Here is a 26,465-nt window from a genome sequence, read left to right as displayed (position 1 = left end):
AGCAGCCGTTGAATAGACTTAGGATTATCTTAATTTATTAATTCTGCGAGGGGGGAGAGATATTTTGAATAATGATATAATGTGTAGGCCGGGTAAGCGCAAGCGCCACCCGGTATTAAAGTAAGACTTACAGCCCTTTCTTATCCATAAATACCGCCAAATCCACCAGGCGGTTTGAGAATCCCCACTCGTTGTCATACCACGCCAGGATCTTCACCATGTTCCCGCCAATCACCAGCGTGGAAAGCCCGTCAATAATTGAGGAGCGCGGGTCGCCCTGGTAATCGCTGGAGACCAGCGGCTCATCGCTATACCCCAGAATGCCTTTCAGTGGCCCGCTGGCGGCAGCGTGACGGAACGCGTCGTTTACCTCTTCGGCGGTCACGTTACGGCTCAGCGTCACCGTTAAATCCACAACCGACACCACCGGAACCGGCACGCGCAGGGAGTACCCGGTCAGTTTGCCGTCCAGGGAGGGGATCACTTTCCCCAGCGCTTTCGCCGCGCCGCTGGAGTAAGGCACAATCGACAGCGCCGCCGCGCGCGCGCCGCGCAGATCTTTCTCCGGCTGGTCGTGCAGCGCCTGGCTGTTGGTGTAGGCGTGGGTCGTGTTCATCAGACCATGCTCAATCCCGAACTGCTGATGCAGCACCTGCGCAGCCGGTGCCAGACCGTTCGTGGTGCAGCTCCCGTTACTGACCACCGCGTGGCGGGCGGGATCGTACTGCTCGTGATTGACGCCCATCACAATCGTCAGGTCGTCGTTCTTCCCGGGAGCGGAAATGATGACGCGCTTAGCGCCGCCGTGGGTAATATGCATTGCCGCTTTTTCCCGTTCGGTAAAGAAGCCGGTGGCTTCAATCACTACGTCAACGCCGACATCGCGCCACGGAATATTCGCCGGATCGCGTTCGCTAAAGACGGCGATACGCTGCCCGTCTACCTGCAGCGCGCCGTCGGCCGCTTCAACGGGCGCGGGCAGTTTGCCCAGCAGGGAGTCATGCTTCAGCAGATGGGCGAGAGTTTTACTGTCCGTCAGATCGTTAATGGCCACAATCTGCAGATCCGGGTTACCCAGCGCCGCGCGCAGGAAATTACGTCCGATACGGCCGAAACCGTTAATACCGACCTTAACCATGGTGCACTCCTTATCTTTCGTTGTCTGGAGTCACTGTAGGCGTCAGGTGCCGTGGCGTAAACGACAAAAAAGGATCATATTACGCCATTTTTCGGCAGTGAAAGCGCTGGCGATATTCGCCCGGGGTGAGGTGGAGCTGTTTCTCGAACACGCGCCGCAGGTTAATACTGGTGCCAAACCCGCTTTGCCCGGCAATGCGCTCAAGGGAATCGCTGGTCTGCTCAAGCAGCTGGCGGGCAGCGGCCAGACGCGCTTCGGTCACGTAGCGGGCAGGAGAGACGCCGGTTTCACGGGTAAACACGCGGGTGAAATTACGCGGGCTCATCGCCGCCCTTTCGGCCAGATTTTCCACGCACAGGTCGGCGGTGAGGTTCTGCAGCATCCAGGACTGCAGCTCGCTTATCGGGCCCGACGTGCCGGGCTGCTGCAGGCTGTAGCGGCTAAACTGCAGTTGTCCCCCGGGGCGGCGCAGATACATCACCATATCCTGCGCCACGTCGCGGGCGAGGGTAAATCCGTAGTCGTCCTCCACCAGCGCCAGGGTCAGATCAAACCCGGAACTCACGCCGCCGGAGGTCCAGACGGGGCCGTCCTGAATATACAGCGGGCCGCCTTCGACCCTGATCGACGGATACTGAGCCTGCATTGTCTCCAGCAGCCGCCAGTGGGTGGTCGCGCGACGACCGTCAAGCAAACCGCTCTGGGCCAGCAGCATCGCGCCGCCGCATATAGAGGCGACCCGCCGGGCGTGCGGCGCAGCAAGGTGCAGCCAATCGACCACCGCCGTGCTCTCCTGCTCGTTCATGCCGCGTCCGGTGATGATAATGGTATCCAGCGGTTCGCGCGGATCCAGCTCCGGCAGGCGGTAATCCGCCAGCAGATTCAGGCCGGACTGACCGTGGATCACCTGGTGAGGCTGGGTTGTGGCGATGATAATCCGGTAGCGGGGTTGGGCAAGCCCTTCCGGGTGCAGCCGGTTGGCCTGCATCAGAATGTCGGCGATACCGGCGGCTTCAAACAGCATGCCGCCGTCAGGAACGATAATCAGGATCTTTTTCATGTCCTGAAAAGTACCTTTATTACAGAATAAGTCAAGCGGCGGGAGAGCCCTACGTTTCTGGCAAAGCAAAGCGATTTAAGTTGTTTGTTATTTCAGACGTAATCCCCGATCGTCAGGGCTCTGTCTCTGGCGAAACGGCGTCTGAAGGAATGGGTAAACGAAACTCCCTCTATTTGCATCCGCAACAACGCAATCAAATCCACCATCTTGCATCGGGATTCCTGTGGCGAAGCGAACTGCCCACCTGGCTGTTAATTATGACCATTTATGCTGGCTGGTTTGGTACGCTGGCGTTCTGGCAAACGCTCGGCCTGCTGCCCGCCACGCTGCTGCTTATCGGGTTTACCGCCTGGTATATGTCCCTGCAGCATGAGCTTATCCACGGACACCCGACGCGTTTTGCGTGGCTTAACCAGCTGTTTGGCACGCTCCCGCTGGCGGTCTGGTATCCGTATGGCCTGTACCGGGATTCCCATCTGGCCCATCATCGGTACGATAGCCTGACTCATCCGGTGGATGACCCTGAGTCGTACTATTTTACCGATGAGAGCTGGGCGCGCTTTACCCCGTGGCAGAAGCGCGCGATCCGCGCCCGGAACACCTTCGCCGGTCGTTTGATGCTGGCGCCGCTGCTCGATATTCTTCAGACGCTGGGCAGCGCCGCGGCGGCGTTTCGCCATCTTCATCTGCGGGCAATGGCGATGTGGCTGGTGCACGGTGTGCTGCTGGCGGCACTCTTCGCCTGGATGACGCGCGTCGGTTTTTCACCCGTATGGTTTGTGCTGGCGATAAGCTATCCGGCGCTGGCGCTCACTAAAGTCCGATCGTTTTTTGAACATCGCGCGGCGGACGACCCGCTCGCGCGCTCCGTCATCAACGAGGCGGGGCTCTTCTGGCGGGTGCTGTTTTTGAATCTCAACTACCATTCAGTACATCATGATTTGCCGGGCGTTCCCTGGTACGGGCTGCGGGCGATCTACCTGCAAAACCAGGAGGCGTACCGGGAGCGAAACCACGGTTTTCTCGTCAGGGGCTACGGTGAATGGCTGCGCCAGTTCTGGATCAGGCCCGTCGATGTCACCGTTCATCCCGGAGTGCAACAAGGGGAAGGGTATGAGTAACCTGCTGGCGTTTCCCATGTACGCCGTGGATCGCGCCGACACCCGCGCGCTCTGGCTGGCGGTAAAGGGTTTACTGGTTGCGCGCGGTGTGCCCGTCGATCGCGATCCCGGCTGGCCGGAGTCTGACCTGCTGACCCACTGGCAACAGCCTGAGCTTATCCTCAGCCAGGCCTGCGGCTATCCGCTGGTCACGCAGCTCCCGGACGTGCAGGTGGTCGGCTGCTTTCACTACACGGCACCGGGCTGCGAAGGGATCCATTACCGCAGCGTTCTGGCGGTGCGCGAGGAGGATAGGCATCTCACGCTGGCTGATTTTCGCGGACGCCGGGCGGTCTGTAATTCCCCGGACTCGCAGTCCGGCCACCGTGCGCTGCGAAAAAAAGTGGCTCCCCTGACCGCTGACGGTCCGTTTTTCGCACAAACGTCCTTTAGCGGCAGCCATCGGCAGTCGCTGATTGATATCAAACGCGAGGCAGGGGATATTGCGGCCATCGACTGTGTTACCTGGGCGCTGCTGCAGCGTCACGAGCCGGAGCGGCTTGCCGGGCTGGCGGTCATCGACCACACCCCCCTGACGCCAGGGCTGCCGCTCATCACCTCGCACAATACCTCGGCTGAAACGCTGAGCGCCATTCGCGATGCGCTACGCGCGCTTGTGGACGCGCCAGAACACCGGGACGTTTGCGACGCGGTGCTCATCGGCAGTTTTAGCGCGGTGACGCGTCAGGCTTATGCCTCATTGCGCGAATGAAAAACCTCCTGCGCGTCGGTAAAACAGCGCAGCGCCAGCGAGGAGACGGGCTTCTGCCTGCGCATAATCAGGCCGACGGGGGCCTCAATATTCGCGTCGGCGATGGGGACTATCCGAAAATGACCGTTCAGATCTTCCAGCCCGTTGTTCAGCGGCATCACGGCGCAGCACACGCCGCACTGAACCGCCTGAATGATCTGGAACGTGGAGTCGCTTTCAAAAACGGACGTCGGTTCGATACCGGCCGCGTTAAAGCTGGCCTCCATATGCGCCCGGTAGTGCATCCCTTTGGTCAGGAACCCCAGCGGAATTTCCATCAGATCGTGCCAGGTCAAACTCTCCTGGCGTAGCTGGAAGTGGCGGATGTCGTGCAGCAGCCCCATCTTCGTTTTGGGCAACTGGATAACGTCGAACAGACTGGTATCGATACTGTTAAGGTAGCAAATCCCCAGTTCGAGCTGGTTACGGCTGACGCCGTCGGCAATCTGCGCTGAGGACATGGAATAGAGGCTGTAGGTCAGCTCCGGGTATTTTTGCGTCAGCAGACGAATAAAGATCATCGGGTCCACGCTCGCTAGCGGCACCATCCCCAGCCGTAATTCACCCACCACCTGGCCTTTGCACAGCGCGGCTTCCGCCTGTAACCCGTCGTGCGCGGCCAGCAGGGTGCGAGCCCATGCGAGGATGCGTTCTCCCTCCGGCGTAAACCCTTCAAAGCGCTGCCCGCGCACTATCAGCACCAGCCCCAGCTCCTCTTCCAGGCTGCGGATGCGCATGGAGAGGGTCGGCTGGGTAATGTTGCACTGCGAGGCCGCTTTACCAAAGTGCCGGGTCTGGTCGAGCGCGATTAAGTATTTTAACTGTTTAATATCCATCGTTTTCTCCGCGCGAACGGCCTTACAGCATGCGGATCTCTTTTGAGCGCAGGGTGATGCGAACCGGAACGGATTTATAGGACGGCGTTCCGCTGTCATTATCCAGATAGTCGAGCGGTACCAGCACGTTGGCTTCCGGGTAGTAGGCGCCGACAGAGCCCGGGGCGATGCTGTAGGCCACCACGGTGATGTCTTCCAGCCGCTGCGCGCTGCCGGGCAGAGCGGTTTCAATATCCACGCGGTCGCCGTGCTCCAGTCCTGCCTGCGCCATGTCGTCTTCGTTCATAAACAGCACGTCGCGGCGGCCAAACACGCCACGGTAGCGGTCGTCCAGGGCGTAAATGGTGGTGTTGTACTGGTCGTGGCTGCGCAGCGTGATCAGGCGCAGAACGTGCTCGCCTTCACCGCTGGCGTTCTCGTGAACGCCATCGAATACCGAGAACATCGCTTTTCCCGTCGCCGTTGGCCAGATACGCTGCGTTGGCGGCAGCGGCATCCGGAAGCCGCCGGGAACGCGGATCCGCGCATTGTAGTTCTCAAAGCCCGGAATGGTCTGCTCGATCTGATCGCGGATGCGGTCGTAATCCTCAACCAGCGTTAACCAGTCCACGCGGGTGGCGGGCAGGGTGGCGCTCGCCATGCCGGCGACGATAGCGGGCTCTGAACGGAGCAGCGGTGAGGCCGGCTTCAGCTTGCCGGAAGAGGCATGCACCATCGACATGGAATCTTCGACGGTGATGGACTGACGACCGGTTGCCTGAACGTCCAGCTCGGTGCGGCCCAGGCACGGCAGAATAAACGTCTCTTTGCCCACCAGCAGATGCGTACGGTTCAGCTTGGTGCCAACGTGGACGCTGAGCTCGAGGGACCCCATTGCCGGGAAACCGCGTTCATGATCGGGCATCGCCACCGCAAAATTGCCGCCGAGGGCGATGAGCGCTTTTGCTCGGCCGTCGATCATCGCCTGCGTCGCCTGCACCGCGTCGTGTCCGTGGTGAGACGGCGGTTCAAAGCCGAACACCTCCTTCAGACGGTTCAGGAAGGCCGGCGTGGGTTTCTCGCTAATCCCGACGGTGCGGTTTCCCTGCACGTTTGAGTGGCCGCGCAGCGGGCAAATTCCCGCGCCGGGCTTGCCGATATTCCCGCGCAGCAGCAGCACGTCAGCGATCAGCCGCACGTTTGCCGTGCCTTTATTGTGCTGGGTAATCCCCATCCCGTAGGTAATGATGGTGGCCTTCGATTTCGCATAGGCCTCGGCGACCTTTTTGAGCGCCGCCTGGCTCAGGCCCGACTCGCGCTCGATATCGTCCCAGCGGGTTTGCGCGATATCGGCGGCAAAGTCCGCAAAGCCCTGGGTGTGCGCCGCAATAAACGCGTGGTCGAGTACGTCACCGCCTTCGGCCTCCATCTCCAGGAGATGTTTGGCAAGGCCTTTCAGCGCGGCGGCGTCGCCCCCGGCCTTCACCTGGTAGTAGGTCGAAGCGATATCCGTGGAGCCGTAGGTGGCCATTTCAATCACGCTTTGCGGATCGGCGAAGCGTTCCAGGGCGCGCTCGCGCAGCGGGTTAAAGACGATGATCGGCACATTGCGACGCGCCAGCTCGTGCAGGGTACCCATCATTCGCGGATGGTTGGTGCCGGGGTTGTGACCGATGGAGATCACAAGCTCGGTTTTGTCGAAGTCGTCCAGCGAGACGGTGCCTTTCCCGATGCCAATCGAACGCGGCAAACCGACGCTGGTGGCTTCATGACACATATTCGAGCAGTCGGGGAAGTTATTGGTGCCGTATTCGCGGGCGAACAGCTGGAACAAATACGCCGCTTCGTTAGAGGCTCGCCCGGAGGTATAGAACTCGACCTGGTCCGGTTCGAGCCCGCGCAACACCTCTCCGATGCGCTGAAACGCCTCGTCCCATTCGACGGGCCTGAAGGTATCGCTGTCGCGGTCATAGCGCAGGGGATGCGTCAGCCGACCGTAACCTTCCAGTTCAAAGTCCGATTTTGCCAGCAGCGAGGAGACGCTGTTTTCCGCCAGAAACGCGGGTGTCACGCGCTTGCTGGTGGCTTCCCACGTCACCGCTTTGGCGCCGTTTTCGCAGAACTGGAACGTGGATTTGTGTTCTTTATCTGGCCACGCGCAGCCCGGGCAGTCAAAACCGTCAGGTTGATTGGTGCGCAGCAGCGTCGCGGGGGCATCAAAGGTATCCATCTGGGTACGTACCGCAATGGCCGTGGCTTTTAACGCGCCCCAGCCGCCTGCAGGACCATCATAGTGTCTGATACCGGGCACTGAGCGTCTTTTACTGTTCATTCCAACTCCTGATTTGTTCGGTCTCACGGCGACTAAGCCAATAAATCACTGAAGAAGACGATAAGCGACAGCAATGGCGGCCGGATGTCTGTGCGCATCCGATACGGCAAAGTGCCTTATCTTAAATTCTTTTTATTACAATTAGTTATCAGTTATGTCGCATAAATATTTAAAGAAATTATAACGAAATTTTATCATTTTAATAATAAATATTATCTATCACCCGTTAGGTGGGATAGATGGTGGCGAGCGCAGGAGGATGTAGTACCCGTTAAACTTCGAATGAAGTTTTCGCACGGTGAAAAAGACAATATCCGCGCCTGGCAGGCGATCTGGCGCATCGGGTAACGCGAGGGCGGCAGGAATGTTTACTCAGGCTTAATGATTAATGGATATAATTTATGCCCTCGAGGGTAATTATCACATCGTGAAATATAAAGTTATTTTGAGGCGTGAAATTAACGTCAGTCTGCATAAGTGAAATAATCCCATTTTGATCATTAATTACGACGAATATTAAAGATACCCTGTTAGTGCAACAAATAATTCATCGTCAGTATATTGTTCTGACATCAGCAATACGCGAATTCTACTAATTATGGTAGTGGCGATAATAGCGACATTGCGTTAATGAAAGTGATTCTCTTTTGTGTTTTTTATTTATAAAACATAAAGTTATGTCGTTGTGGGGTGAGCGAATAAGAGGGCTTAGGCCACGTCGGGTTTTTTTCTCAGATTAATCCTATAATCTTCCGACTGCTTCATTTACCATCAGTTACGCAGCGGTAAATATTGAATTGATACGAAGCTCATGTAAACTTGTTTACCGTTTGTCAAAATATGTCAGGAAGACGCTGGGCCTTATTCCGGAGGGCTCGTGCGGTAGCTATGCCCTTAAAATAGTAACGCCCTGAAAATATCCTGGCTATTTTAACAATAGCACTTAAGTCAAACTTCATCCCCTTATCTCCATCATCGAAATATCGCTACGGAAAAGCATATGAAAATGCGCGTACTGTTTTCACTTCTGTTTGTAATGGCGGTGGCGGGCTGTAAAGCGCCGCAGAAACCTGTGATCAACGACGATACGATCGAGACCAGCCAGGTCAACGGCGTAACCTTAACCCACCGTCACGCCGTTACGCCGCCGGCAGAGTTCACGCCGGTCAACGAGCCGTATCGTGCCATGTATCCGGCCTCCCTGATGAGCCGTCCTGACTTTGGCGGCAAGGTTATCCGCAACCTCGAGACCGGTAAAACGTATGTGGTGCTGGGGCAGGTTGAACACTACTGGATGGCGCTTGCCGATGAAGGTAACGAGCAGCTGATTGGTTACGTCCCGATGCGCGCCGTTATCAAGGCCGATCAGTACGAAGCCACCGTGCGTAAGCAGGCCATTCGTCCTAAGGCGCGTAAAAAAGCGACCTGCGTTGATGTCGACGGCAACAGCAAAGCCTGCAAAGACAGCGCTAACGGTACCTGGATCCTGAACTAAACGGCTTTCATGAGCGCATTTTTATGAATAATAAAAATTTTCATAAGCTGTGGTTATTCTTTTACGCGGTGATTTTCGCCCTTGTCGGTGGTTGTACGTCGTCTTCACACAGCGACCCCTCCCGCTACAATCTGCAGTTTCAGGCTCATCCACAAATCAATGAATCTGCGCCGCTTAAGGTCCGGGTGCTGTTGCTGAAATCCGATGCGGATTTTATGTCCAGCGACTTCTACTCCCTGCAGAACAACGCGTCCGCCACGCTTGGCGCGAATCTGCTGAACAGCGATGTGTTCTTCCTGATGCCGGGACAGCTGTCGAAAACCCTCAGCGGGCAAAGCTCTCCGGAGGCCCGCTACATCGGCGTGATGGCGGAATATCAGATGCTGGATGGCAAAAAATGGCGCGTTTCACTCCCTCTGCCCGTGCCTGGCGAAAATCACATCTATCAGTTCTGGAAATGGTCCGCAGATGAACTTCAGGCCAACGTCTTCCTCGACGTGAACGGCATTCGGGTCATCAGCCAGTAACGCGCTCTAAAACAGGAAACACATCATCATGACCAAAGCAGAAAAGGTCGTCTGGACCGAAGGCATGTTCCTGCGTCCACACCATTTTCAGCGGACTGAAAGTTATCTGCTCAACCATGTTCGTGAATGGGGTGCGCTGCAGCGCTCTTACCTCTGGGGCTTTCTGGACGTTGAACTGGATGAAGCGATGCTTCGCCAGGGATGCATTGCCCTGAGCTACTGCAGCGGGTTGCTGCCGGACGGCACCTTTTTCCAGGTCCGTAACGGGCGCAACGGTCCTGTGCCGCTGAAAATTCCTGACAACCTCACCAATGAAAAGGTGGTGCTCGCGCTGCCGGTTCGCCGCGGCGAGAGAGAAGAGGTGATTTTCAGCGAAGAGCCGGCCTCGCTGGCGCGCTTTATCGCGTTTGAGCAAGAGGTGGAAGACGATAACGCCATGTCGGTGGGGGACGCCACCGTCCAGTTTGGCCGCCTGCGTCTGACCCTGATGCTGGAAAAAGACCTCACGGCCGAATGGACCGCCATCGGCGTGGCGTTTGTAGCTGAGAAACGCAACGACAACCACGTGCGCCTCGATAACAGCTACATCCCGCCGATGCTAAACGCCAATAACAGCCCGCAGATCTACAGCATGATCAACGATCTGCACGGCTTACTGGTGCAGCGCAGCCAGCAGATTGGCGGCCGTCTGCGCCAGCCTGGCCGCTTTAACACCTCTGAAATGATCGAGTTTACGCTGCTGTCGCTGGTTAACCGTCATCTGGGCGAGGTGTCGCATTTAAAAACCCTGCCGCTGCTGCATCCGGAAACACTCTGGCGCAGCTGGCTGCCGTTTGCCACAGAGCTTTCTACCTGGACGGCGCAACGCACCGCTGAAAGCGTGCTGCCGATTTACGATCATGACGACCTGGCAAACTGCTTTAGCAAGCTGATGCTGATGCTGCGTCAGGGACTGTCGCTGGTGATGGAAGACCACGCGATTCAGCTGCCGCTTAACGAACGCTCTCACGGTCTGAACATCGCCACGGTGCCGGAAACCAGCATGGTGCGCGAGTTTGGCTTCGTGCTGGCGGTCAAAGCCAATGTGCCGGGCGAACACCTGCAAACCCATTTCCCGGCGCAGATGAAGGTCGCGCCGGTGTCGAAAATTCGCGATCTGGTCCAGCTGCAGCTGCCGGGCATTATGCTGCGCGCCATGCCGGTCGCGCCGCCGCAGATCCCGTGGCACGCCGGCTACAGCTACTTCGAGCTCGAGAAGGGCAGCGAGCTGTGGCACGAGATGGATAAATCCGGCGCATTCGCCCTGCATCTTGCAGGGGAGTTCCCGGGGCTGGATATGGAGTTTTGGGCCATCCGTAGCCCGACAGAATAATAAAGCGAGCGCTTAATATGCAGGAACGACAGGACACCGGCAGCGATGCCGGGTTTACCGGAGCCAGTAACAACAATCAGCTAGTGGCCGCCGCCAATCCGCTGCTCAATGCGATCCCGCAGATCCGTCATTCGGTTTCGCATGACGATCAGGTGGCGCTGCGCCAGCGTCTGATCGATGAGATTCGCCGTTTCGAAGTCCGCTGCCAGCAGGCCGGGCTGCCTTATGAAGTGATCGTCGGGGCGCGTTACTGCCTGTGTACGGCGCTTGATGAAGCCGCCGCGCTCACCCCCTGGGGCAGCAGCGGCGTCTGGTCAAGCAATGGCCTGCTGGTGACGTTCCACAACGAAACCTGGGGCGGCGAGAAGTTTTTCCAGCTGCTGGCGCGCCTGTCGCAGAACCCGCGCGAACATATCCTGCTGCTGGAGATGATCAACTACTGCCTGCTGCTTGGATTCGAAGGGCGCTATCGGGTGCTGGACAATGGCCGCACCCAGCTTGAGACCATCAAACAGCGTCTGTGGCAGATGATCCGCGGCGTGCGCGGCAGCTACCCGCCGCCGCTCTCACCCCATCCGGAAGATCGTCCGGTGCTGCGCAAGCTCTGGCGGCCGATGGTTCCCCTGTGGGCCTGCGTGGCGCTCGCCGGCTTTATCGCCTGCCTGTTTTATATCGTGCTTAACTGGCGTCTTGGCGATAACACTAACCCGGTGCTGGCGAAGATTTACCAGTCCCAGTTGCCGGAAACCACTATTCAGCAGCCGGCTCGTCAGCTGCCGGCGGTGCTGAACCTGCGCGGCTTCCTGAAGCCGGAAATCGAGGCGGGCCTCGTCGCGGTGAAAGACGAAGCGGATCGCAGCGTCGTTATCCTGAAGGGTGACGGGCTGTTTGCCTCAGCTTCTACCGTGGTGCGCGACCGCTATGAGCCGGTGATCAACCGCATTGCGCAGGCGATGAATAACGTCAGCGGCAAAATTCTGGTGGTGGGCTACAGCGACAACGTGCCGATCCGCAGCGCGCGCTTTGCCTCTAACTATGAGCTCTCTCTGGAACGTGCCCGCTCCGTACAGAAAATGCTGCAGGGAAGCCTCTCTCAGCCTGGCCGCGTGAAGGCGGAAGGGCGGGGCGAGATTAACCCAGTGGCGCCGAACACGACGCCGGAAAACCGCGCCCGTAACCGCCGTGTGGAAATTACTCTGCTGGTGTCGCCTGAAAATACGCAGGCCGAGCTGAACGGATTGCCGCAAGGAAACTAAGGATGCTGACTACACTTCTTTCCATTTTGACCAACCGCATTCTGTGGAGCTTCCTCGGCGTAACGGCGCTGGCGGCGGTGATCTGGATGATTGGTCCCCTGTTGTCCATCGTGGACACCCGGCCGCTTGAGTCCGAACAGAACCGCATAATCAGCATCGCCGTGGTCTACCTGCTCTGGGCGCAGGGCCACATTCTGCCGCGGCTGTACAATGCCTGGCTGAACCGCAAGCTGATGGACAAGCTCAAAGAGAACACCGCCAGCCCGGAAGCGGCGGATCCGCAGAAGCGGCTGAACAGCGAGGAGCAGATCCTCGCCAGCCGCTTTGATGAAGCCGCGCAAATGCTTAAAAAAGCGCACTTCAGCAAAGCGGGTCAGGGCGCCCAGTGGACCCAGCGCTTCAGCACGCAATATCTCTATCAGCTGCCGTGGTACGTCATTATCGGCGCGCCGGGTTCGGGTAAAACCACGGCGCTGGTCAACTCCGGGCTGCAGTTCCCGCTGGCGGATCGTTTCGGTAAGACCGCGCTGCGGGGCATCGGCGGCACGCGCAACTGCGACTGGTGGTTTACCAACGAGGCGGTGCTGCTGGACACGGCAGGGCGCTACACCACGCAGGAGAGCGAGCAGGTGCAGGACGCCGGCGAGTGGCTGGAGTTTATCAACCTGCTGCGCAAGTATCGCCGCCGCCAGCCGATCAACGGCGTCATCATCACCATCAGCATTTCTGACCTGCTTACCCAGTCAGCCGAGGCGTCCCGCCAGCAGGCGGTGAATCTGCGTCAGCGTCTGTCCGAGCTGCATGAACAGCTGGGCATCCGCTTCCCGGTGTACGTGATGGTGACCAAGGCCGACCTGCTTAAAGGCTTCCGCGCCTGGTTTGCCGACTACGACAAAGCGCAGCGCGACCAGATCTGGGGCTTTACGCTGCCGTGGGAGCAAACCAAACACGCCGACTACGACCTGATGGGCAACTTCCAGCAGGAGTTTTCGCTTTTACAGCAGCGCCTCGATGCCGGGCTGCCGGAAACGATGCTGAAAGAGCACGACGCGAAAGCCCGTGCCGAAGCGTATCTCTTCCCACAGGAGTTCGCCGCGCTGCGTCCGCTGCTGGCAGATTACCTGAGCACGGTCTTCGCCCGCTCCAACTTCGAAACCGAATTCTCCCCGCGCGGGATCTACTTCGCCAGCGGCACGCAGGAAGGCATGCCGTTCGACCGCGTGATGGGCGAACTGAACCGTGCGCTGTCGCTGCCGGAAGGGGCGGAGGCGGATCGCTGGGACTCGGTCAGCAAAGAGGCCCCTATCCCGGGGGCGAAAGGCCAGAGCTTCTTCATTAAGAACCTGCTGCAAAACGTCATTTTCCAGGAAGCCGGGATCGCCGGAGAAAACCGCTGGTGGGAACTGCGCAACCGGGCCGTGATCTGGTCCGGCTACGCGGCGCTGCTGGCCCTGCTGGTGATTCTGGGCGGGCTGTGGCTGACCAGCTATGCCAAAAACAAGGCCTATCTGGAAGAGGTGGATGCGAAGGTGCCGCTGCTGGACCAGCAGAGCAAGGCGCTGCAGAACCAGACCCAGCGCGATCTGTTCGATCTGCTGCCGCTGCTGAACGGTCTGGTTGATCTGCCGAAAAGCGACGCGTTTGACGTAAACGACCCGCCCGTTTCCCGCCGTATGGGGCTTTATCGCGGGGATGACGTCAGCGATGCTTCCCAGTCTCTGTACCAGAAAGCGCTGGATCAGATGCTGCTGCCGGCCGTCGCCATGCACATTACCACCTGGCTTCGCAACGACAACGGCAGCGATGTGGAATACAGCTACGAAGCGCTGAAAGCCTATCAGATGCTGTATCAGCCGAAGCACTATGACGGCAAATTCCTGCACTCGTGGGTGATGCTCAACCTGCAGCGTAACCTGCCGCAGAACGTCACAAAGGCGCAGCTGCAAGAGCTTGAATGGCACCTGACCCAGCTGCTGGAGCCAAAGATTCAGGCCTCCCCGTACGCGCAGGATGAATCTCTGGTTGCGCGCGAAAGGGCGATGATCAACCAGCAGCCGCTCTCCACGCGGGTGTACGGCCGTCTCAAGCGCCTGCTGGAGCATGATGAAAACCTGAAGCCGGTCTCCCTTTCCGATCTGGGCGGACCGCAGAGCGAGCTGGTGTTTTCACGCAAAAGCGGCAAGCCGGTGAGCGAAGGCGTGCCGGGGCTCTATACGCCGGACGGCTACTGGAAAAGCTTTAACGGCCAGATTGACAGCGTCACCACCGCCCTGCACGAGGACGACGCCTGGGTGCTGGGGGCCGCCACGGCGCAAGAGGATAAACAGCAGATCGATAACGCCGTGCGCCAGCTCTACATGCGCGACTTTATCGCTAACTGGGATCGCTTTCTCGCCGACATTCAGCTGAACAACAGCGCCGACCTTTCCCAGCGCATCAACACCGCGCGCCTGCTCTCGGGCGCAAACTCGCCTCTGCGCCGTCTGGTGCAGAACCTGAGCCTGGTGCTGACGCTGTCGCGCAATGCGCCCGCGCCAGAAGATGCGGGTAAAGCGCAGGAACAGAGCAACCGCGCCACCCGTACGCTGGAAGCGCTGTTCAGCAATAATGACAATGCCCCGACGCAGGCTGCCGTGGTCACGCAGGCGCCGGAGCAGCTGGTGACCGACCACTATGCGCCGATGATCGAGCTGGCGCAGCCGCTGGAGAAGGGCGGGAAGACCATCGTATTTGACGATTTTCTCAAGCAGGTGGACGAGCTTTACCGTTATCTGACCGCCGTACAGGACGCCGCCAACAGCGGCATGCCGGCACCGGGCGGCGAGGCGATCAGCCGTCTGCAGGCCAGCGCCGGTCGTCTGCCGGGCGGGCTGCAAACCATGTTCAGTAATATGGCGGTAGGCGCCAGCAGCGATACCCAGCGCCGCGACCTGGAAAACGTGCGTAAGCGCATCAACGTTGAGGTGGGCGGGTTCTGTCGCCAGGCGATTGCCGGCCGCTACCCGCTGGTGCGCAGCGCCAGCACCGAGGTCACCCCTGACGATCTCGCGCGCATGTTTGCCCCCGGCACCGGGCTGATGGACGCCTTCTTCCGCGACAACCTGACCAATAAAGTGGATACCACGCAGGCAAACTGGCGCTTTATGCCGGGCATCGACGGTAAAACGCTGCCGGGAAGCGAAGGGCTGCTGAGACCGTTCCAGCAGGCCCAGTCCATTCGCGACGCCTTTTTTGCTAATGGCGCAACTACGCCGTCTTTCAAGGTGACGGTACGCACCGTGCGAATGGATAACACCATTCTGAACCTGACGCTGGACGTCGACGGCCAGCTGCTGCGCTACAGCCATGGCCCGCAGGCCGTGCAGATCATGAACTGGCCGGGGCCGGGCGGCACCAACCAGGTCCGCATGCAGCTGGGGCTGGCGAACGGCAGCACGGCGACGCTGGTGACGAACGGTGCCTGGGCGCTGAACCGCTTCTTCGATAAAGCGAGCACCAGCCCGGGCGCGGGGAGCCTGAGCCGTCAGGCCACCTTCAACGTTGACGGACATCAGGTCACGCTGGAGTTTGCGCCAAACAGCATTCGCAACCCGTTCCAGCTTCCTCGTTTCTCATGCCCATAACCGCAAGGACAGCCGTATGACGAATACCCCTGCGATGAACCGCTACAGCTGGTATGGCAAATTACCCAGCGCCGGAGATTTTTTGCAGCGCCGCTTTCCTGACACCTTACAGCGCCAGTGGTCCCACTGGTTCCAGGTTGGTCTGCTGGCCTGGCAGCAGGAAGAGCTGCGCAGCGGCGAGCGACAGTTCCACAAAGCGCCGGTCTGGAATTTTGTTGTACCGCCTATGCTGGGCAGCCAGATGATCCAGATGGGCTGCCTGCTGCCCGGCCGCGACAGCGTTGGCCGACAGTACCCGGTTTGCCTGCAGCTGAGCTTCGCCCCGTCAGAGTGGTCGACTAATCTGCTCAGTCAGGCCGAGAGCTGGTATCAGCAGCTTGGACGCCTGGGGCTGCACGCGGTGCGCAACAGTTTTTCCGCCTCGCAGCTGGACGAGATGTTGATGTCCATTCCGGCACCGCAGCCCGTCGAGCCGCAAAAGCGTTCCGATATCCTTGATGTGATTGGCTATGACGAGGACGGCCAAAGCACGCTGGGCTGGCCTCAGGCGGCAGAGTGTTTTGACCCGCTTCGTCAGACCAGCTACTGGTGGACCAACCGCTGCGACGGCTACCCGCTGTACACCCACGTTCACAGCGGTAACTTTACCGGACAGCTTTTCACCCTGCTGTTCGATCCGGCAGGAGGCGCCCGCCCGGGCCGTCACGGTCTTTATCCGCCTATGTTTGAATAAGCAGGGATCTTATGAATATCGAAGAATTTCTCGCGCCAATAAGCCCCGACAGGCCCTGCGGCGAAAACCTGGAGTACGACGCTGACTTCCAGCTCATGAATCAGGCAGGGCAGGGAAAAGCGGAACAGCAGTTTGGCGACACCATCATCCCGGCGGAGCCGGCTGACTGGAACACGGTTGAAAAATACGCCACCAGCCTGCTGACCCGCACCAAAGATCTTCGCGTGCTGCTGGCGTTAACCCATGCCTGGACGCGCCGCCGCGGGCTTGCGGGCTACGCAGACGGATTGCTGCTGGTGCAGGAGGCGCTCGCACGCTACTGGGAGCCGCTTTACCCGCTTCTGGAAGAGTTTGGCGAAACCGATCCGTTCTACCGCATTAACGCCCTGGCAGGGCTGAGCGATAAGTCTGACCTCACCGTCGCCGTGCGTAATGCCTCGCTTCTGCGTTCAAACGGCGATGAAATTTCGCTCCGGGATGCCCAGGCGCTGCTGGACGGCAGTAAGACGGAATGCCCGGACTATCCCGGCGGCCGTCCACGGCTGATTGACGAGCTGGCCCGCGGCGACCAGCCGGGAACCGCAGCGGTTATCGTGATTAACGAACGCCTGCTGGCGATTCGCGATCTGCTCACCGGCTATCTCGGCGAAAGCGGGGTACCGGAGATGGAGCAGCTCCTGAAAACCGTTGGACTGGTTGCCAGCGCCTGTCAGGTGACCGACATCAGCAAGCTGCTGCCGAACCGGGAGGCGCAGGCTGAACAGCACGCCGAGCCGCAGCCTGCGGCAGCGCAACCCGTTCAGCAGGTTACCGACTGGCGCAGCGTGCAGGTCACCAGCCGCGCCGACGCGCAGCTGATGCTGGAAAAAGCGAAGCAGTATTTTGCACAGTACGAACCGAGCCACCCCGCACCGCTGATGATTGAACGGGTGCAGCGGCTGTCAGAACTTAACTTTATGGACATTATTCGCGACCTGGCGCCAGACGGCGTTAACCAACTGGAAAACATCTTTGGACGCCGCGAATAACGCGTCCAGGCATTATGACGACAGGCATGGAGCCTGCCGTTTCACCTTCACCGCGCATCTTTGATGGAGAACATCATGGCAATGAGTAACAGTGGGCAGAAATTCATCGCACGTAACCGTGCCCCCCGCGTGCAGATCGAGTACGACGTAGAGATCTACGGTGCAGAACGTAAAATTCAGCTGCCGTTCGTGATGGGCGTCATGGCCGATCTGGTCGGCAAACCGGTGGAAAACCTGCCGGCCGTGGATGAGCGTAAGTTCCTCGAAATCGACATCGACAACTTTGACGAACGCATGAAGGCGCTGAAGCCGCGCGTGGCGTTCCAGGTGGATAACACCCTGACCGGCGAAGGCAAGCTCAACGTCGATCTGACCTTCGACAGCATGGACGACTTCCTGCCGGATGCGGTGGCCCGCAAGGTTGAGCCGCTGAACAAGCTGCTGGAAGCGCGTACTCAGCTCTCCAACCTGCTGACCTACATGGACGGCAAAAACGGTGCGGAAGAGCTGATCGCTAAAATTCTGCAGGATCCGACGCTGCTCAAATCCCTGAGCCAGTTGCCGAAAAATGACGAAAGCGCGAAAGGTAGCGAGGAATAATCAATGAGCAACCAGACTCAACAACACGAGCAGCAGGCGGGTCAGGCGTTCAGCCAGGATGAATTCAGCGCGCTGCTGAACAAAGAGTTCCGCCCGAAAACCGACCAGGCGCGCTCCGCCGTAGAAAGCGCGGTTAAAACCCTGGCGCAGCAGGCGCTGGAAAATACCGTCACCTTCTCAAACGATACCTACCGCACCATTCAGAACCTGATTGCAGGTATCGATGAGCAGCTGTCGCAGCAGGTCAACCAGATTATTCACCACGACGAGTTTCAAAAGCTGGAGAGCGCCTGGCGCGGTCTGAGCTACCTGGTGAACAACACTGAAACCGACGAGATGCTGAAGATCCGCTTTATGAGCATCTCCAAGCAGGAGCTGGGCCGTACCCTGAAGCGCTACAAGGGCGTGGGCTGGGATCAGAGCCCGATCTTCAAGAAAATCTACGAGCAGGAGTACGGTCAGTTCGGTGGCGAGCCGTTTGGCTGCATCGTCGGCGACTACTACTTCGACCACAGCCCGCAGGACGTTGAGCTGCTGGGTGAAATGGCGCGCATCGGTTCTGCGGCACACTGTCCGTTTATCACCGGTACCGCACCGGGCGTGATGCAGATGGAGTCCTGGCAGGAGCTGGCTAACCCGCGCGACCTGACCAAAATCTTCCAGAACACCGAATACGCCGCCTGGCGTTCACTACGTGAATCTGAAGATGCCCGCTATCTCGGTCTGGTGATGCCGCGCTTCCTGTCGCGCCTGCCGTACGGCATTCGCACCAACCCGGTCGACAGCTTTGACTTTGAAGAGCAGACCGACGGCGCGAACCACAACAGCTACTCCTGGGCGAACGCCGCCTATGCGATGGCCGCCAACATCAACCGCTCCTTTAAAGAGTACGGCTGGTGCACCTCGATTCGCGGCGTGGAGTCCGGCGGGGCGGTAGAAAACCTGCCGTGCCACACCTTCCCGAGCGACGACGGCGGCGTGGACATGAAGTGCCCGACCGAGATCGCCATCAGCGATCGTCGTGAAGCCGAGCTGGCGAAAAACGGCTTTATGCCGCTGGTTCACCGCAAAAACTCCGACTTTGCCGCCTTCATCGGCGCGCAGTCACTGCAAAAACCGGCGGAGTACCACGACCCGGATGCCACCGCTAACGCGCGCCTGGCGTCTCGTCTGCCGTACCTGTTTGCCTGCTGCCGCTTTGCCCACTACCTGAAGTGCATCGTGCGCGACAAAATCGGCTCCTTCCGCGAGCGCGAAGAGATGGAGCGCTGGCTGAACGACTGGGTGATGAACTACGTGGACGGTGACCCGGCTAACTCCTCTCAGGAGACCAAGTCCCGCAAACCGCTGGCGGCTGCGGAAGTGCAGGTGCAGGAAATTGAAGACAACCCGGGCTACTACGCCGCGAAGTTCTTCCTGCGTCCACACTACCAGCTGGAAGGTCTGACCGTTTCCCTGCGTCTGGTTTCTAAACTGCCGTCGCTGAAGACGAAAGACGCGTGATAAATGTAGCCGGCCCATTGGGCCGGCAACTTTTCGGTGAATACGAGATAGCTAATGAATTTGACTGTGAAAGCGTTAGTACGGAAATTCATCAGCTATTTAACCATTTATATGTTGCTAATAATTTCATTCATGCTGTTTGTGACGGTATCCGGCTACTATTTTTTTATCTTTAGCTGGCCGGAAGATGTTCCGCGAATTGCAATGCATGGGTTCTTATGTGCTGGACTTAATTCATTAGCGATAGGCATATACGTTGTCGCAGAGAAATGGAAAGACAAAATCTAATATTTTACGTGGGCTGAGGCGCTGCGGGTCCTGGGGCAAAGGATATAAGGTGAAACATTTCTGTTTTTTCCTCGCATTTATGACTTTTTATGTGTGTGCCGGAAATAACTATCCTGATTTTTATCATCAGCAAACATACCGGCAGGTTTTAAAAGATTTAGTTATGGCGCGCTGTCTTGCGCAGGTGGCAGATAAAGGCAGCCAGTTTTCTGCTGATGCGGCCCGCAGTGCGAGTGCATTTATTGAGTGGATACCTTTTGATGCCGAAAATGGTACTGATAAAGTGAATGCCCTCATTGGAAAATATAAAAATCAAATTAACGGTTTTCATTCAGAGAGAAAACCCGATGTCAAAGGCGTAACATTAAACTGTTTACGTCTTTATCATAGCGACGAACTGAACAAACTGGTTCCGCAGGTCATCATTGGCGATCCTGATCGTACCTGGATTCAGGATAACCCGCAGTAGTAAAAGACTTCACATTCTTTCCGTTCATTCAGGGGGAATGTAAGACTGTCAAATGACACGGGTCATTTGATGTGAGGCAGAGGTAAAATATGGACGGTTTTATTCAGCCCCATGCTTTCCTGTTTGCCATATAAGTGCTTTTTCGAAAGCAATATTGTTCATCCACGAAGAGTAGATATTATGGCTATTGATATGTTTCTGAAGGTCGAGGGTGTTACTGGCGAATCTAAAGATTCTAACCACACCGGCTGGACTGATATTACCTCCTTCTCCTGGGGCGCTTCCCAGCCAGGTAATATGAGCGTTGGCGGTGGCGGTGGTGCCGGTAAAGTTAACTTTAACGATCTGCACGTAAACGCCCTGATCGACAAATCCACTACAGCAATCCTGAAACACTGCGCCAGCGGTAAACACCTGACCAAAGTTGAGCTGTCCGTCTGTAAAGCCGGCGGCCAGCAGGTGGAATATACCCGCATCACGCTGGAAGATGTGCTGGTCACTTCTGTTCAGTACACCGGTGCAGACAACGGCGATACCGTTGGTGTGACCTATGCATTCCAGGCTGCGAAAGTGAAACAGCAGTACTGGGAGCAGACCACTGCCGGTGGTAAAGGTGCTGAAAGCAGCGCTGGCTGGAACATCAAAGAGAACAAAGAAGCGTAATTGTTCATCCTTGACCGGGGTTTTGCCCCGGTCATGATGATTGGTTCACTATCCGGTGTGTGCAATGGAAAGAACGTTAACGGTTATACCCATTGTATTATCATGTAGCACCTGCATATCCCATCCTGCACAGTTTCAGAGTTTAACTGTTAAAGTAGAAAAAATACTCCCTGTTTTGGAGTTCCGAATAACACTAGGATCAGTGAGTCTGTGTTAGTTTATGAGCCTTCAATATCCCGACGTGTAGGTAACGAATGGGAAACAATTTTCTCTCCAGGGGGCATTTCCTCCCAGCCACATTTTAAAATCTGAAGAGTCTCTGCTCTGGGATAAAGTGGACTGGCAGTCAGTAGAGTATGATGTAGTATTAAAGTCGAGAACTTATAATACGGATCTTCGATGTGCTGCTCGTTTTATTACCAGTGTAAATGCTAAAGGCGAGTTATCGCTAGCTAAAACAGAATAGGTGAGTTTTCAAACGTTGCCGATTTTTAAGAAAGTGTCAACGTTTGGATACTAGTTCAACTCCATTTTATTTGAATGTGAGTGCTTATATGTGAAAAGCAAAGGGAATGAATATGGCTAGTCAATCATTAGTTAATCCGGGATATTGTATTGTTCAGCAACCCGGAACCCTGGATTTCCAGGCAAGACTTTTATTCAACAATCCAAATAGCGATGCTGCTCGTTATTTCATGCAAGTTAATAGCGATGCGCAGTGGTCAAAACCTGGACAGATGTTGATTCTTGATGCACCGGGAAGTAATAATTCTGTGCAACTTAAGCAATTACAAATTGCAAAAAAGAAAGTTAATGGTGCTCTGGCCGATCTTAACTCTGGAGAGGCGAATTTCTTTAATCAACATTTTAGCACAATAGCCGCAGTTACTAATTTTATGGATAAGTCCCTTGGTGTCGTTGCTGATGCAGGCGAAAAATATTTCAGCGACATAGAAAGGAAACTTAAATCCATTGAGTTGGCTTACCAGAATCAGTACAGGACACAAGGAACATTAATAAGCCAGCAATTTTTTGTTGAGCGTCAGCGCCTCTTTTCTGAGTTAGATGGCTTATTAAATAAATTGTCCAGGTTGACATTGAAGATGAAACCTTATGACGAATTGAAGCATGCATTAGGGCTGTCAAGCAGATCAATTGTACATGAATGGAGCACGGCTGGAGTCGCTTCTATTCGTGGTTATTCAACTTATATCGATAATGCCTCTAAGGCCGCTCGTTTTCTTAAAGCTGGCGGCTGGCTTGCAATAGGTTTTGCAGGTGCAAATACCACTAATGAAGTTTACAATGCATGCACCGTAGGACGTGAGCAGAGTTGCGCTAAAGTCGCTGTGAAAAAATACAGCAGCTTTGGTGCAAGCTTGGCAGGGGGTATTTACGGTGGTAAATACGGAGCCATGGCAGGTGCTGGTGTATGCGTTGCGCTTGGTGTTGCGACGGGGGGCGTCGGATTGCTCGCCTGCTCCATTGTCGGTGCGGCGGCAGGTGGATACGTTGGTGGTGAGATAGCGGGCGGAGCGACTGAGTATATGATGGATAAAATATGGTGAATATTGAGAATTTACTATTAATCCTTATCGTGGCTTTATTCCTGATTGTGGTAGTTATGGATCTGTTCAGTTCTCGTTACTTTAAAAAACACGAAGCTGATTATAATCAATTACTTTCAGACTACCGGCACAAAGGATATGACCTGGATCTTGTGACAAATTACGCTTCTTTTTTTGGTTCACTGGCTAATTACCAAAAAATAATCTGGTTTGTACGCCTTTATAAAGGCGTCAAAATGAAGTTTACTCATGAAAGGCCGGTGCAGGAAGAAGCTTATAAATACGTGCAGTCATTACCGGATGAAAGAATTGGCTGGATACTAAAGTTACATCGTCGTTATAAATTACAGGCGTTAATATTCACTCTATGGCTCATTGTTGGATTATATTTTATAACCTTCATTAAATAGTTTTAATATTCACTTTCTCAAACGCCGCCGTTCTCGCCCCGAGAGCGGCAGCGTTTGAGCGCTAATCATACCAGCAGGAATACGCCATGCGATTCACGATTATTTCTACGAAACCCGGTCATCAGCCGCCGCAGAGCAGCTGTGATTTTTACGCCCCGGGCGGCACCATTGGGCGCGGTACGGATAACAATCTGGTATTGCCGGACAATGACCGCACCATCTCGCGTCTGCAGGCCATTGTTCACGTTGACGCGCAGGGCGAATGCCGCGTCACCAACCGTGGCAGCGTCACCCGCGTGGTATTAAATGACATTCCGCTGGAGCGGGGGCGTCAGGTTGAGCTGCAGGATGGCGACATTCTCGGTATTGATGAATACCGCATCGAAGTGACCGAGCTTATCCACGATACGCAGCCGGTGAGCCGCATGGCGGCCAGCATGCAGCAGCAGGCTCGTCCAGCCGCGCCAGCGCCCGCTCAGCAGCCGAAACCGGCGAGCGCCGCCCCGCGCGGGAAGACCGAGCCGACAGCCGTGCCAACGGAAATCTGGGATAGTCTGATGCAGGAATTCTCTATCTCCGACAGCATCTCCAGCAACCGCACAAAGCCGCAGCCCGCTGCATCGCACGATCCCTTCACCCAGCCCGCGGCGCCCGAGCGTAACGCCGAAGATCCGCTGGCGATGTTTAACGACAGCGATCCGAAGCTTGAGCGTAAGAATGTCGACCCGGACACGCTGTTCAGCGATGAGGCGCTGTTCAAGAAAGAGAGTATTTTTGACGACGTCACCCCGTCAACGCTGGTGCCGCCGAGCGAGACAACTCCCGTGCAGCCTGAAGAAGAGGCGACGGATGAGCTCGACCCGCTGGCCCTGTTTGGTGGTAAGGCCAGCGCACCCGCCGCGCGTAATGACGACCCGCTCGGGCTGATGGGCGGCGCGCCGTTGACCCATCCGGACGACATTGCCGACGAAAAGCCGGAGCCGAAAACGGAGCCTGCGCCAGCGCAGGAGGAGGACGTGCTTGCCGCTTCCCCGCTGTTCGCCCCTGAGCCGCAGGAGGCCCCGCGCGCTGAAGAAGAACCCGCGCGTCCGGATTACGCAGGTTTCACCATGCCTACGCCGCAGGCCGTTGCGCGCAGTAGCGCTCAGACACCTAAGGGCCGTCTGCGCATTGACCCGGTCAATAACGCCGCCTCCCCAACCGCCACGGCGAACAGCGGTGAGAAAGGCGAGGTGCTGCAGGGCGAGCTGCTTGAGGCGCTGCTGGAAGGCATGGGCCTGAGCGAAATGCAGCCGGTGCCGCAGTTTGACCGTGAAAATATGCGTCAGCTGGGCCAGATCCTGGGCATGTTCTCCCAGGGGACCGTGGCACTGCTTTCCTCGCGCTCCATCCTCAAGCGCGGCGTAAAAGCCGATATGACCATGGTGCTGGACGATGCCAACAACCCGTTCAAGCTGTTGCCTACCGGGAAAACCGTCCTGATCCAGATGTTCGGCACGCCGATGCCGGGCTTTATGCCGCCGACCAAATCCGTGCGCGACGCGCTGATCGATCTGCAGGCGCACCAGCTGGGTATGATCTCCGGTATCCGCGCCATTATTGCCGCGATGCTGCAGTCCTTTAACCCGGAACAGCTCGAAGAGCAGGCGAAGCAGAACGGGATGACCTCTCGTCTGGCGCTGCCGGGAAGCCGCAAAGCCGCCCTGTGGGACTATTTTGTTCGCAGCTACGGTGAGACGGCCGGCGAGATTGAAGATGACTTCCACACCCTGTTTGGCGAAGCCTTCCTTCATGCATATGACATGGAGGTGAATCAGTACAAAGACTCACAGAGCGGATCGGAAGACAAATGAATATCGCAACGGCTTCTCTCTCCCGACAGGGGACGCGCGCCAGCAACCAGGATCAGACGGGAGAAACCATCGGGGAACGTTCAGCCTGCTTTGTCGTCTGCGACGGCATTGCCGGCCTGCCGGGCGGTGAGGTCGCCGCTGAACTGGCCCGCAACAGCATTATCTCCCGCTTCGATGGCGACAAACATCTTAATGCGCAGCATATTCGCGACTACGTGCAGACCGCGAATCGCACCATTCTGAGTGAACAGCAGGCCGTTCAGGACTATCGCCGGATGGGCACGACGCTGGTCAGCCTGTTCATTGACCGGGATTACGGCCTGGCCTACTGGGCGCACGCGGGCGACAGCCGCCTGTACCTGTTCCGCCGGGGATGGCTGTGGCACGTCACCACCGACCACAGCCTGGTGCAGCAGATGAAGGATGCCGGGCACCAGACCGAGAACCTGAACAGCAACCTGCTGTATCTGGCGCTGGGGATTGAAAACGGTGGGCCGGAAGCCAGCTACAGCGACGTGGTGCAGGTCGAAGACGGCGATGCGTTCTTACTCTGCACCGACGGCTTCTGGCACGGCGTCAGCGAAGAGCAAATGAAGCAGTCGCTGCATATGGTCAATACGCCGCAGGAGTGGCTGACCTTAATGAACCAAATCATTCAAAAGAATGGCGAACAGGAGGGGAATGCTCAGGATAACTATACTGCCCTGGCGGTATGGATGGGCAACCCTCAGGACACCACTTTGCTGCACACCCTCTCTGATGCAGCACAATTTCTTCCCTGCGGAACTGATTAGACACACAAGGAACGATATGAAACTTTGGCTATCGGGTTTGGCAATTCTGGCGGTGACCTCCACCGCACAGGCTGAAAATTTCCGCATCGTGCAGTCTCCTGCGCAGAAGCTGGATATCTGGATCGACAACATCAAAGACAACACCCCACAAAGCTGGTGTAAGCCAGAGGTGGCGCTGCGTATTGTGGCGAACGGCAAGAAAGACGTCTCCGTGCTGGAAAACTTTGTGCCGCGTCTTGGCTCACTGCTGGAACACCAGTGCAGCAAAGTGAATAAGCTCAGTTGGACGCTCAACGACCCGGCGGGGACGACGCTGGCGCAGGGCACGGCAGGCAAAGCGCAGGAGTGGGCGCTGGTGGTGAAACAGGCGCAGGCCGAGCCCGCCGCGACCCCGACCGCAACCGCAACTGCGGCCAGCGGCGCGTTGCTGCCGCCAGACCAGAACGTGGCAGCCAATACCGTCGCCGCCGACCGCACGCCGTGGCAGGAGTTTACCCTTCAGGACGGCTGCCACCTGCGCACCTTCTGGGAAGGCGGCGCTTCCGCACCGGCGCTCTTCATTCCTGATTCTGACACCACCCGCTGCGGTAACGGCAGCTGGCTGAGCGGACACACCGTTATTTCTCAGTCCCGCAACGGTGGGCAGAAAGAGATGGCGGTGACCTACATTCATGGCTTCCCGGTGGCGGGGCTGAACCAAAGCGCTGACCCGGAAAACGCGCTGATCACCTCCGTTAACAAAGAGCGCATGGTATTCAGCACCCCGAACAGCGACCAGAGCTGGATGATCCTGCCTTACGATCCCACCCTCAACAGCTGGAAGAGCAACGGCACGGTGGCGGTAGAAATTTCGCGTGAAACCGCCAGCGACGATGCCAAACTGCAGGCGCGTATCGCCGCGGTGAAAAAAACGTGGGGCGCCTGGGTTGCACCCGGCACCCCGCTGAATATCGTTCTGATTGACACCCTGCGCCCGCAGCTGCGCGATCCGGCAATCGGCGCATGGCGCGCGGCGAATTAAGGAGTG

General features: G+C 57.2%; 22 protein-coding genes. 18 read left to right on the top strand and 4 right to left on the bottom strand.

The genetic code is table 11. The features are described 5' to 3' along the window. Positions 1 to 127: 127 nt before the first annotated feature. Both gap and ACWHWP_RS13885 read right to left on the bottom strand, forming a co-directional pair. Complete coding sequence (gene gap / locus ACWHWP_RS13890) at positions 128 to 1,138, bottom strand: type I glyceraldehyde-3-phosphate dehydrogenase (RefSeq protein ID WP_447855846.1); 1,011 nt, start codon at positions 1,136 to 1,138, stop codon at positions 128 to 130. Positions 1,139 to 1,217: 79 nt separating this feature from the next. Beyond that, positions 1,218 to 2,198 carry a GlxA family transcriptional regulator gene (locus ACWHWP_RS13885; RefSeq protein ID WP_447855845.1) on the bottom strand — a complete coding sequence of 327 codons (981 nt, stop codon included), beginning with the start codon at positions 2,196 to 2,198 and terminating at the stop codon, positions 1,218 to 1,220. A gap of 149 nt (positions 2,199 to 2,347) precedes the next feature. On the opposite strand from ACWHWP_RS13885, the gene ACWHWP_RS13880 reads away from it, so the two are divergent. Next, a complete protein-coding gene (locus tag ACWHWP_RS13880) occupies positions 2,348 to 3,319 on the top strand; it encodes a fatty acid desaturase (protein WP_447855843.1) in 972 nt (323 codons plus the stop codon). Beyond that, positions 3,312 to 4,070 carry a phosphate/phosphite/phosphonate ABC transporter substrate-binding protein gene (locus tag ACWHWP_RS13875; protein WP_447855842.1) on the top strand — a complete coding sequence of 253 codons (759 nt, stop codon included), beginning with the start codon at positions 3,312 to 3,314 and terminating at the stop codon, positions 4,068 to 4,070. The genes ACWHWP_RS13880 and ACWHWP_RS13875 overlap by 8 nt, the downstream gene beginning before the upstream one ends. Here the strand turns inward: ACWHWP_RS13875 and ACWHWP_RS13870 are convergent. Both ACWHWP_RS13870 and ACWHWP_RS13865 read right to left on the bottom strand, forming a co-directional pair. Then, the gene (locus tag ACWHWP_RS13870; RefSeq protein ID WP_447855841.1) at positions 4,049 to 4,945 is read right to left on the bottom strand and encodes a LysR family transcriptional regulator; all 897 of its coding nucleotides are present in this window, start codon (positions 4,943 to 4,945) and stop codon (positions 4,049 to 4,051) included. The two genes, ACWHWP_RS13875 and ACWHWP_RS13870, sit on opposite strands and share 22 nt — an antisense overlap. Positions 4,946 to 4,967: 22 nt before the next feature. After that, the gene (locus ACWHWP_RS13865; RefSeq protein WP_447855839.1) at positions 4,968 to 7,256 is read right to left on the bottom strand and encodes an FdhF/YdeP family oxidoreductase; all 2,289 of its coding nucleotides are present in this window, start codon (positions 7,254 to 7,256) and stop codon (positions 4,968 to 4,970) included. A 1,000-nt stretch (positions 7,257 to 8,256) separates the two neighbouring features. On the opposite strand from ACWHWP_RS13865, the gene ACWHWP_RS13860 reads away from it, so the two are divergent. The 16 genes from ACWHWP_RS13860 to ACWHWP_RS13785 all read left to right on the top strand — a co-directional run bounded on the left by ACWHWP_RS13860 (position 8,257) and on the right by ACWHWP_RS13785 (position 26,459). Beyond that, a complete protein-coding gene (locus ACWHWP_RS13860; RefSeq protein ID WP_059312794.1) occupies positions 8,257 to 8,751 on the top strand; it encodes a hypothetical protein in 495 nt (164 codons plus the stop codon). A gap of 23 nt (positions 8,752 to 8,774) precedes the next feature. Continuing rightward, on the top strand, positions 8,775 to 9,278 hold the full coding sequence (gene tssJ, locus ACWHWP_RS13855; RefSeq protein ID WP_047345803.1) for a type VI secretion system lipoprotein TssJ: 504 nt from the start codon (positions 8,775 to 8,777) through the stop codon (positions 9,276 to 9,278). A gap of 28 nt (positions 9,279 to 9,306) precedes the next feature. Continuing rightward, entirely contained in the window at positions 9,307 to 10,650 is a 1,344-nt protein-coding gene (tssK, locus tag ACWHWP_RS13850) for a type VI secretion system baseplate subunit TssK (protein ID WP_063430624.1), read from the top strand. 17 nt (positions 10,651 to 10,667) lie between these two features. Next, positions 10,668 to 11,906, top strand: a complete 1,239-nt coding sequence (locus ACWHWP_RS13845) for a DotU family type VI secretion system protein (RefSeq protein ID WP_447855838.1) — start codon at positions 10,668 to 10,670, stop codon at positions 11,904 to 11,906. A 2-nt stretch (positions 11,907 to 11,908) separates the two neighbouring features. Continuing rightward, positions 11,909 to 15,529: a type VI secretion system membrane subunit TssM gene (tssM, locus tag ACWHWP_RS13840; RefSeq protein ID WP_447855837.1), complete on the top strand. Its 3,621-nt coding sequence runs from the start codon at positions 11,909 to 11,911 to the stop codon at positions 15,527 to 15,529. Between the two features lie 16 nt (positions 15,530 to 15,545). Further along, a complete protein-coding gene (gene tagF / locus ACWHWP_RS13835) occupies positions 15,546 to 16,262 on the top strand; it encodes a type VI secretion system-associated protein TagF (protein ID WP_047345800.1) in 717 nt (238 codons plus the stop codon). An 11-nt stretch (positions 16,263 to 16,273) separates the two neighbouring features. Then, positions 16,274 to 17,290, top strand: a complete 1,017-nt coding sequence (tssA, locus tag ACWHWP_RS13830; protein ID WP_447855836.1) for a type VI secretion system protein TssA — start codon at positions 16,274 to 16,276, stop codon at positions 17,288 to 17,290. 75 nt (positions 17,291 to 17,365) lie between these two features. Next, positions 17,366 to 17,890, top strand: coding sequence for a type VI secretion system contractile sheath small subunit (gene tssB, locus ACWHWP_RS13825; RefSeq protein WP_008502644.1), 525 nt, complete (start codon positions 17,366 to 17,368; stop codon positions 17,888 to 17,890). A 3-nt stretch (positions 17,891 to 17,893) separates the two neighbouring features. Further along, positions 17,894 to 19,393: a type VI secretion system contractile sheath large subunit gene (gene tssC, locus ACWHWP_RS13820; protein ID WP_028018712.1), complete on the top strand. Its 1,500-nt coding sequence runs from the start codon at positions 17,894 to 17,896 to the stop codon at positions 19,391 to 19,393. 367 nt (positions 19,394 to 19,760) lie between these two features. Then, entirely contained in the window at positions 19,761 to 20,150 is a 390-nt protein-coding gene (locus ACWHWP_RS13815) for a T6SS amidase immunity protein Tai4 family protein (RefSeq protein ID WP_447856685.1), read from the top strand. A 180-nt stretch (positions 20,151 to 20,330) separates the two neighbouring features. Further along, entirely contained in the window at positions 20,331 to 20,813 is a 483-nt protein-coding gene (locus tag ACWHWP_RS13810; RefSeq protein ID WP_014884229.1) for an Hcp family type VI secretion system effector, read from the top strand. A gap of 578 nt (positions 20,814 to 21,391) precedes the next feature. Beyond that, positions 21,392 to 22,381, top strand: coding sequence for a hypothetical protein (locus ACWHWP_RS13805; protein ID WP_447855834.1), 990 nt, complete (start codon positions 21,392 to 21,394; stop codon positions 22,379 to 22,381). Next, positions 22,375 to 22,791 (top strand): hypothetical protein, encoded by a 417-nt coding sequence (locus tag ACWHWP_RS13800; RefSeq protein WP_447855833.1) that lies wholly within the window; start codon positions 22,375 to 22,377, stop codon positions 22,789 to 22,791. The genes ACWHWP_RS13805 and ACWHWP_RS13800 overlap by 7 nt, the downstream gene beginning before the upstream one ends. Before the next feature lie 86 nt (positions 22,792 to 22,877). Continuing rightward, positions 22,878 to 24,644, top strand: coding sequence for a type VI secretion system-associated FHA domain protein TagH (tagH, locus tag ACWHWP_RS13795; RefSeq protein WP_059312805.1), 1,767 nt, complete (start codon positions 22,878 to 22,880; stop codon positions 24,642 to 24,644). After that, positions 24,641 to 25,438: a PP2C family protein-serine/threonine phosphatase gene (locus ACWHWP_RS13790; RefSeq protein ID WP_059312806.1), complete on the top strand. Its 798-nt coding sequence runs from the start codon at positions 24,641 to 24,643 to the stop codon at positions 25,436 to 25,438. Before tagH ends, ACWHWP_RS13790 begins: the two co-directional genes overlap by 4 nt. A 16-nt stretch (positions 25,439 to 25,454) precedes the next feature. Next, positions 25,455 to 26,459 (top strand): hypothetical protein, encoded by a 1,005-nt coding sequence (locus tag ACWHWP_RS13785; protein WP_059312807.1) that lies wholly within the window; start codon positions 25,455 to 25,457, stop codon positions 26,457 to 26,459. The last annotated feature ends 6 nt before the right edge of the window (positions 26,460 to 26,465 follow it).

It is taken from the genome of Enterobacter sp. WI-ESBL-E8, from assembly GCF_053364895.1.
This window is presented reverse-complemented; position numbering and strand designations above follow the sequence as displayed.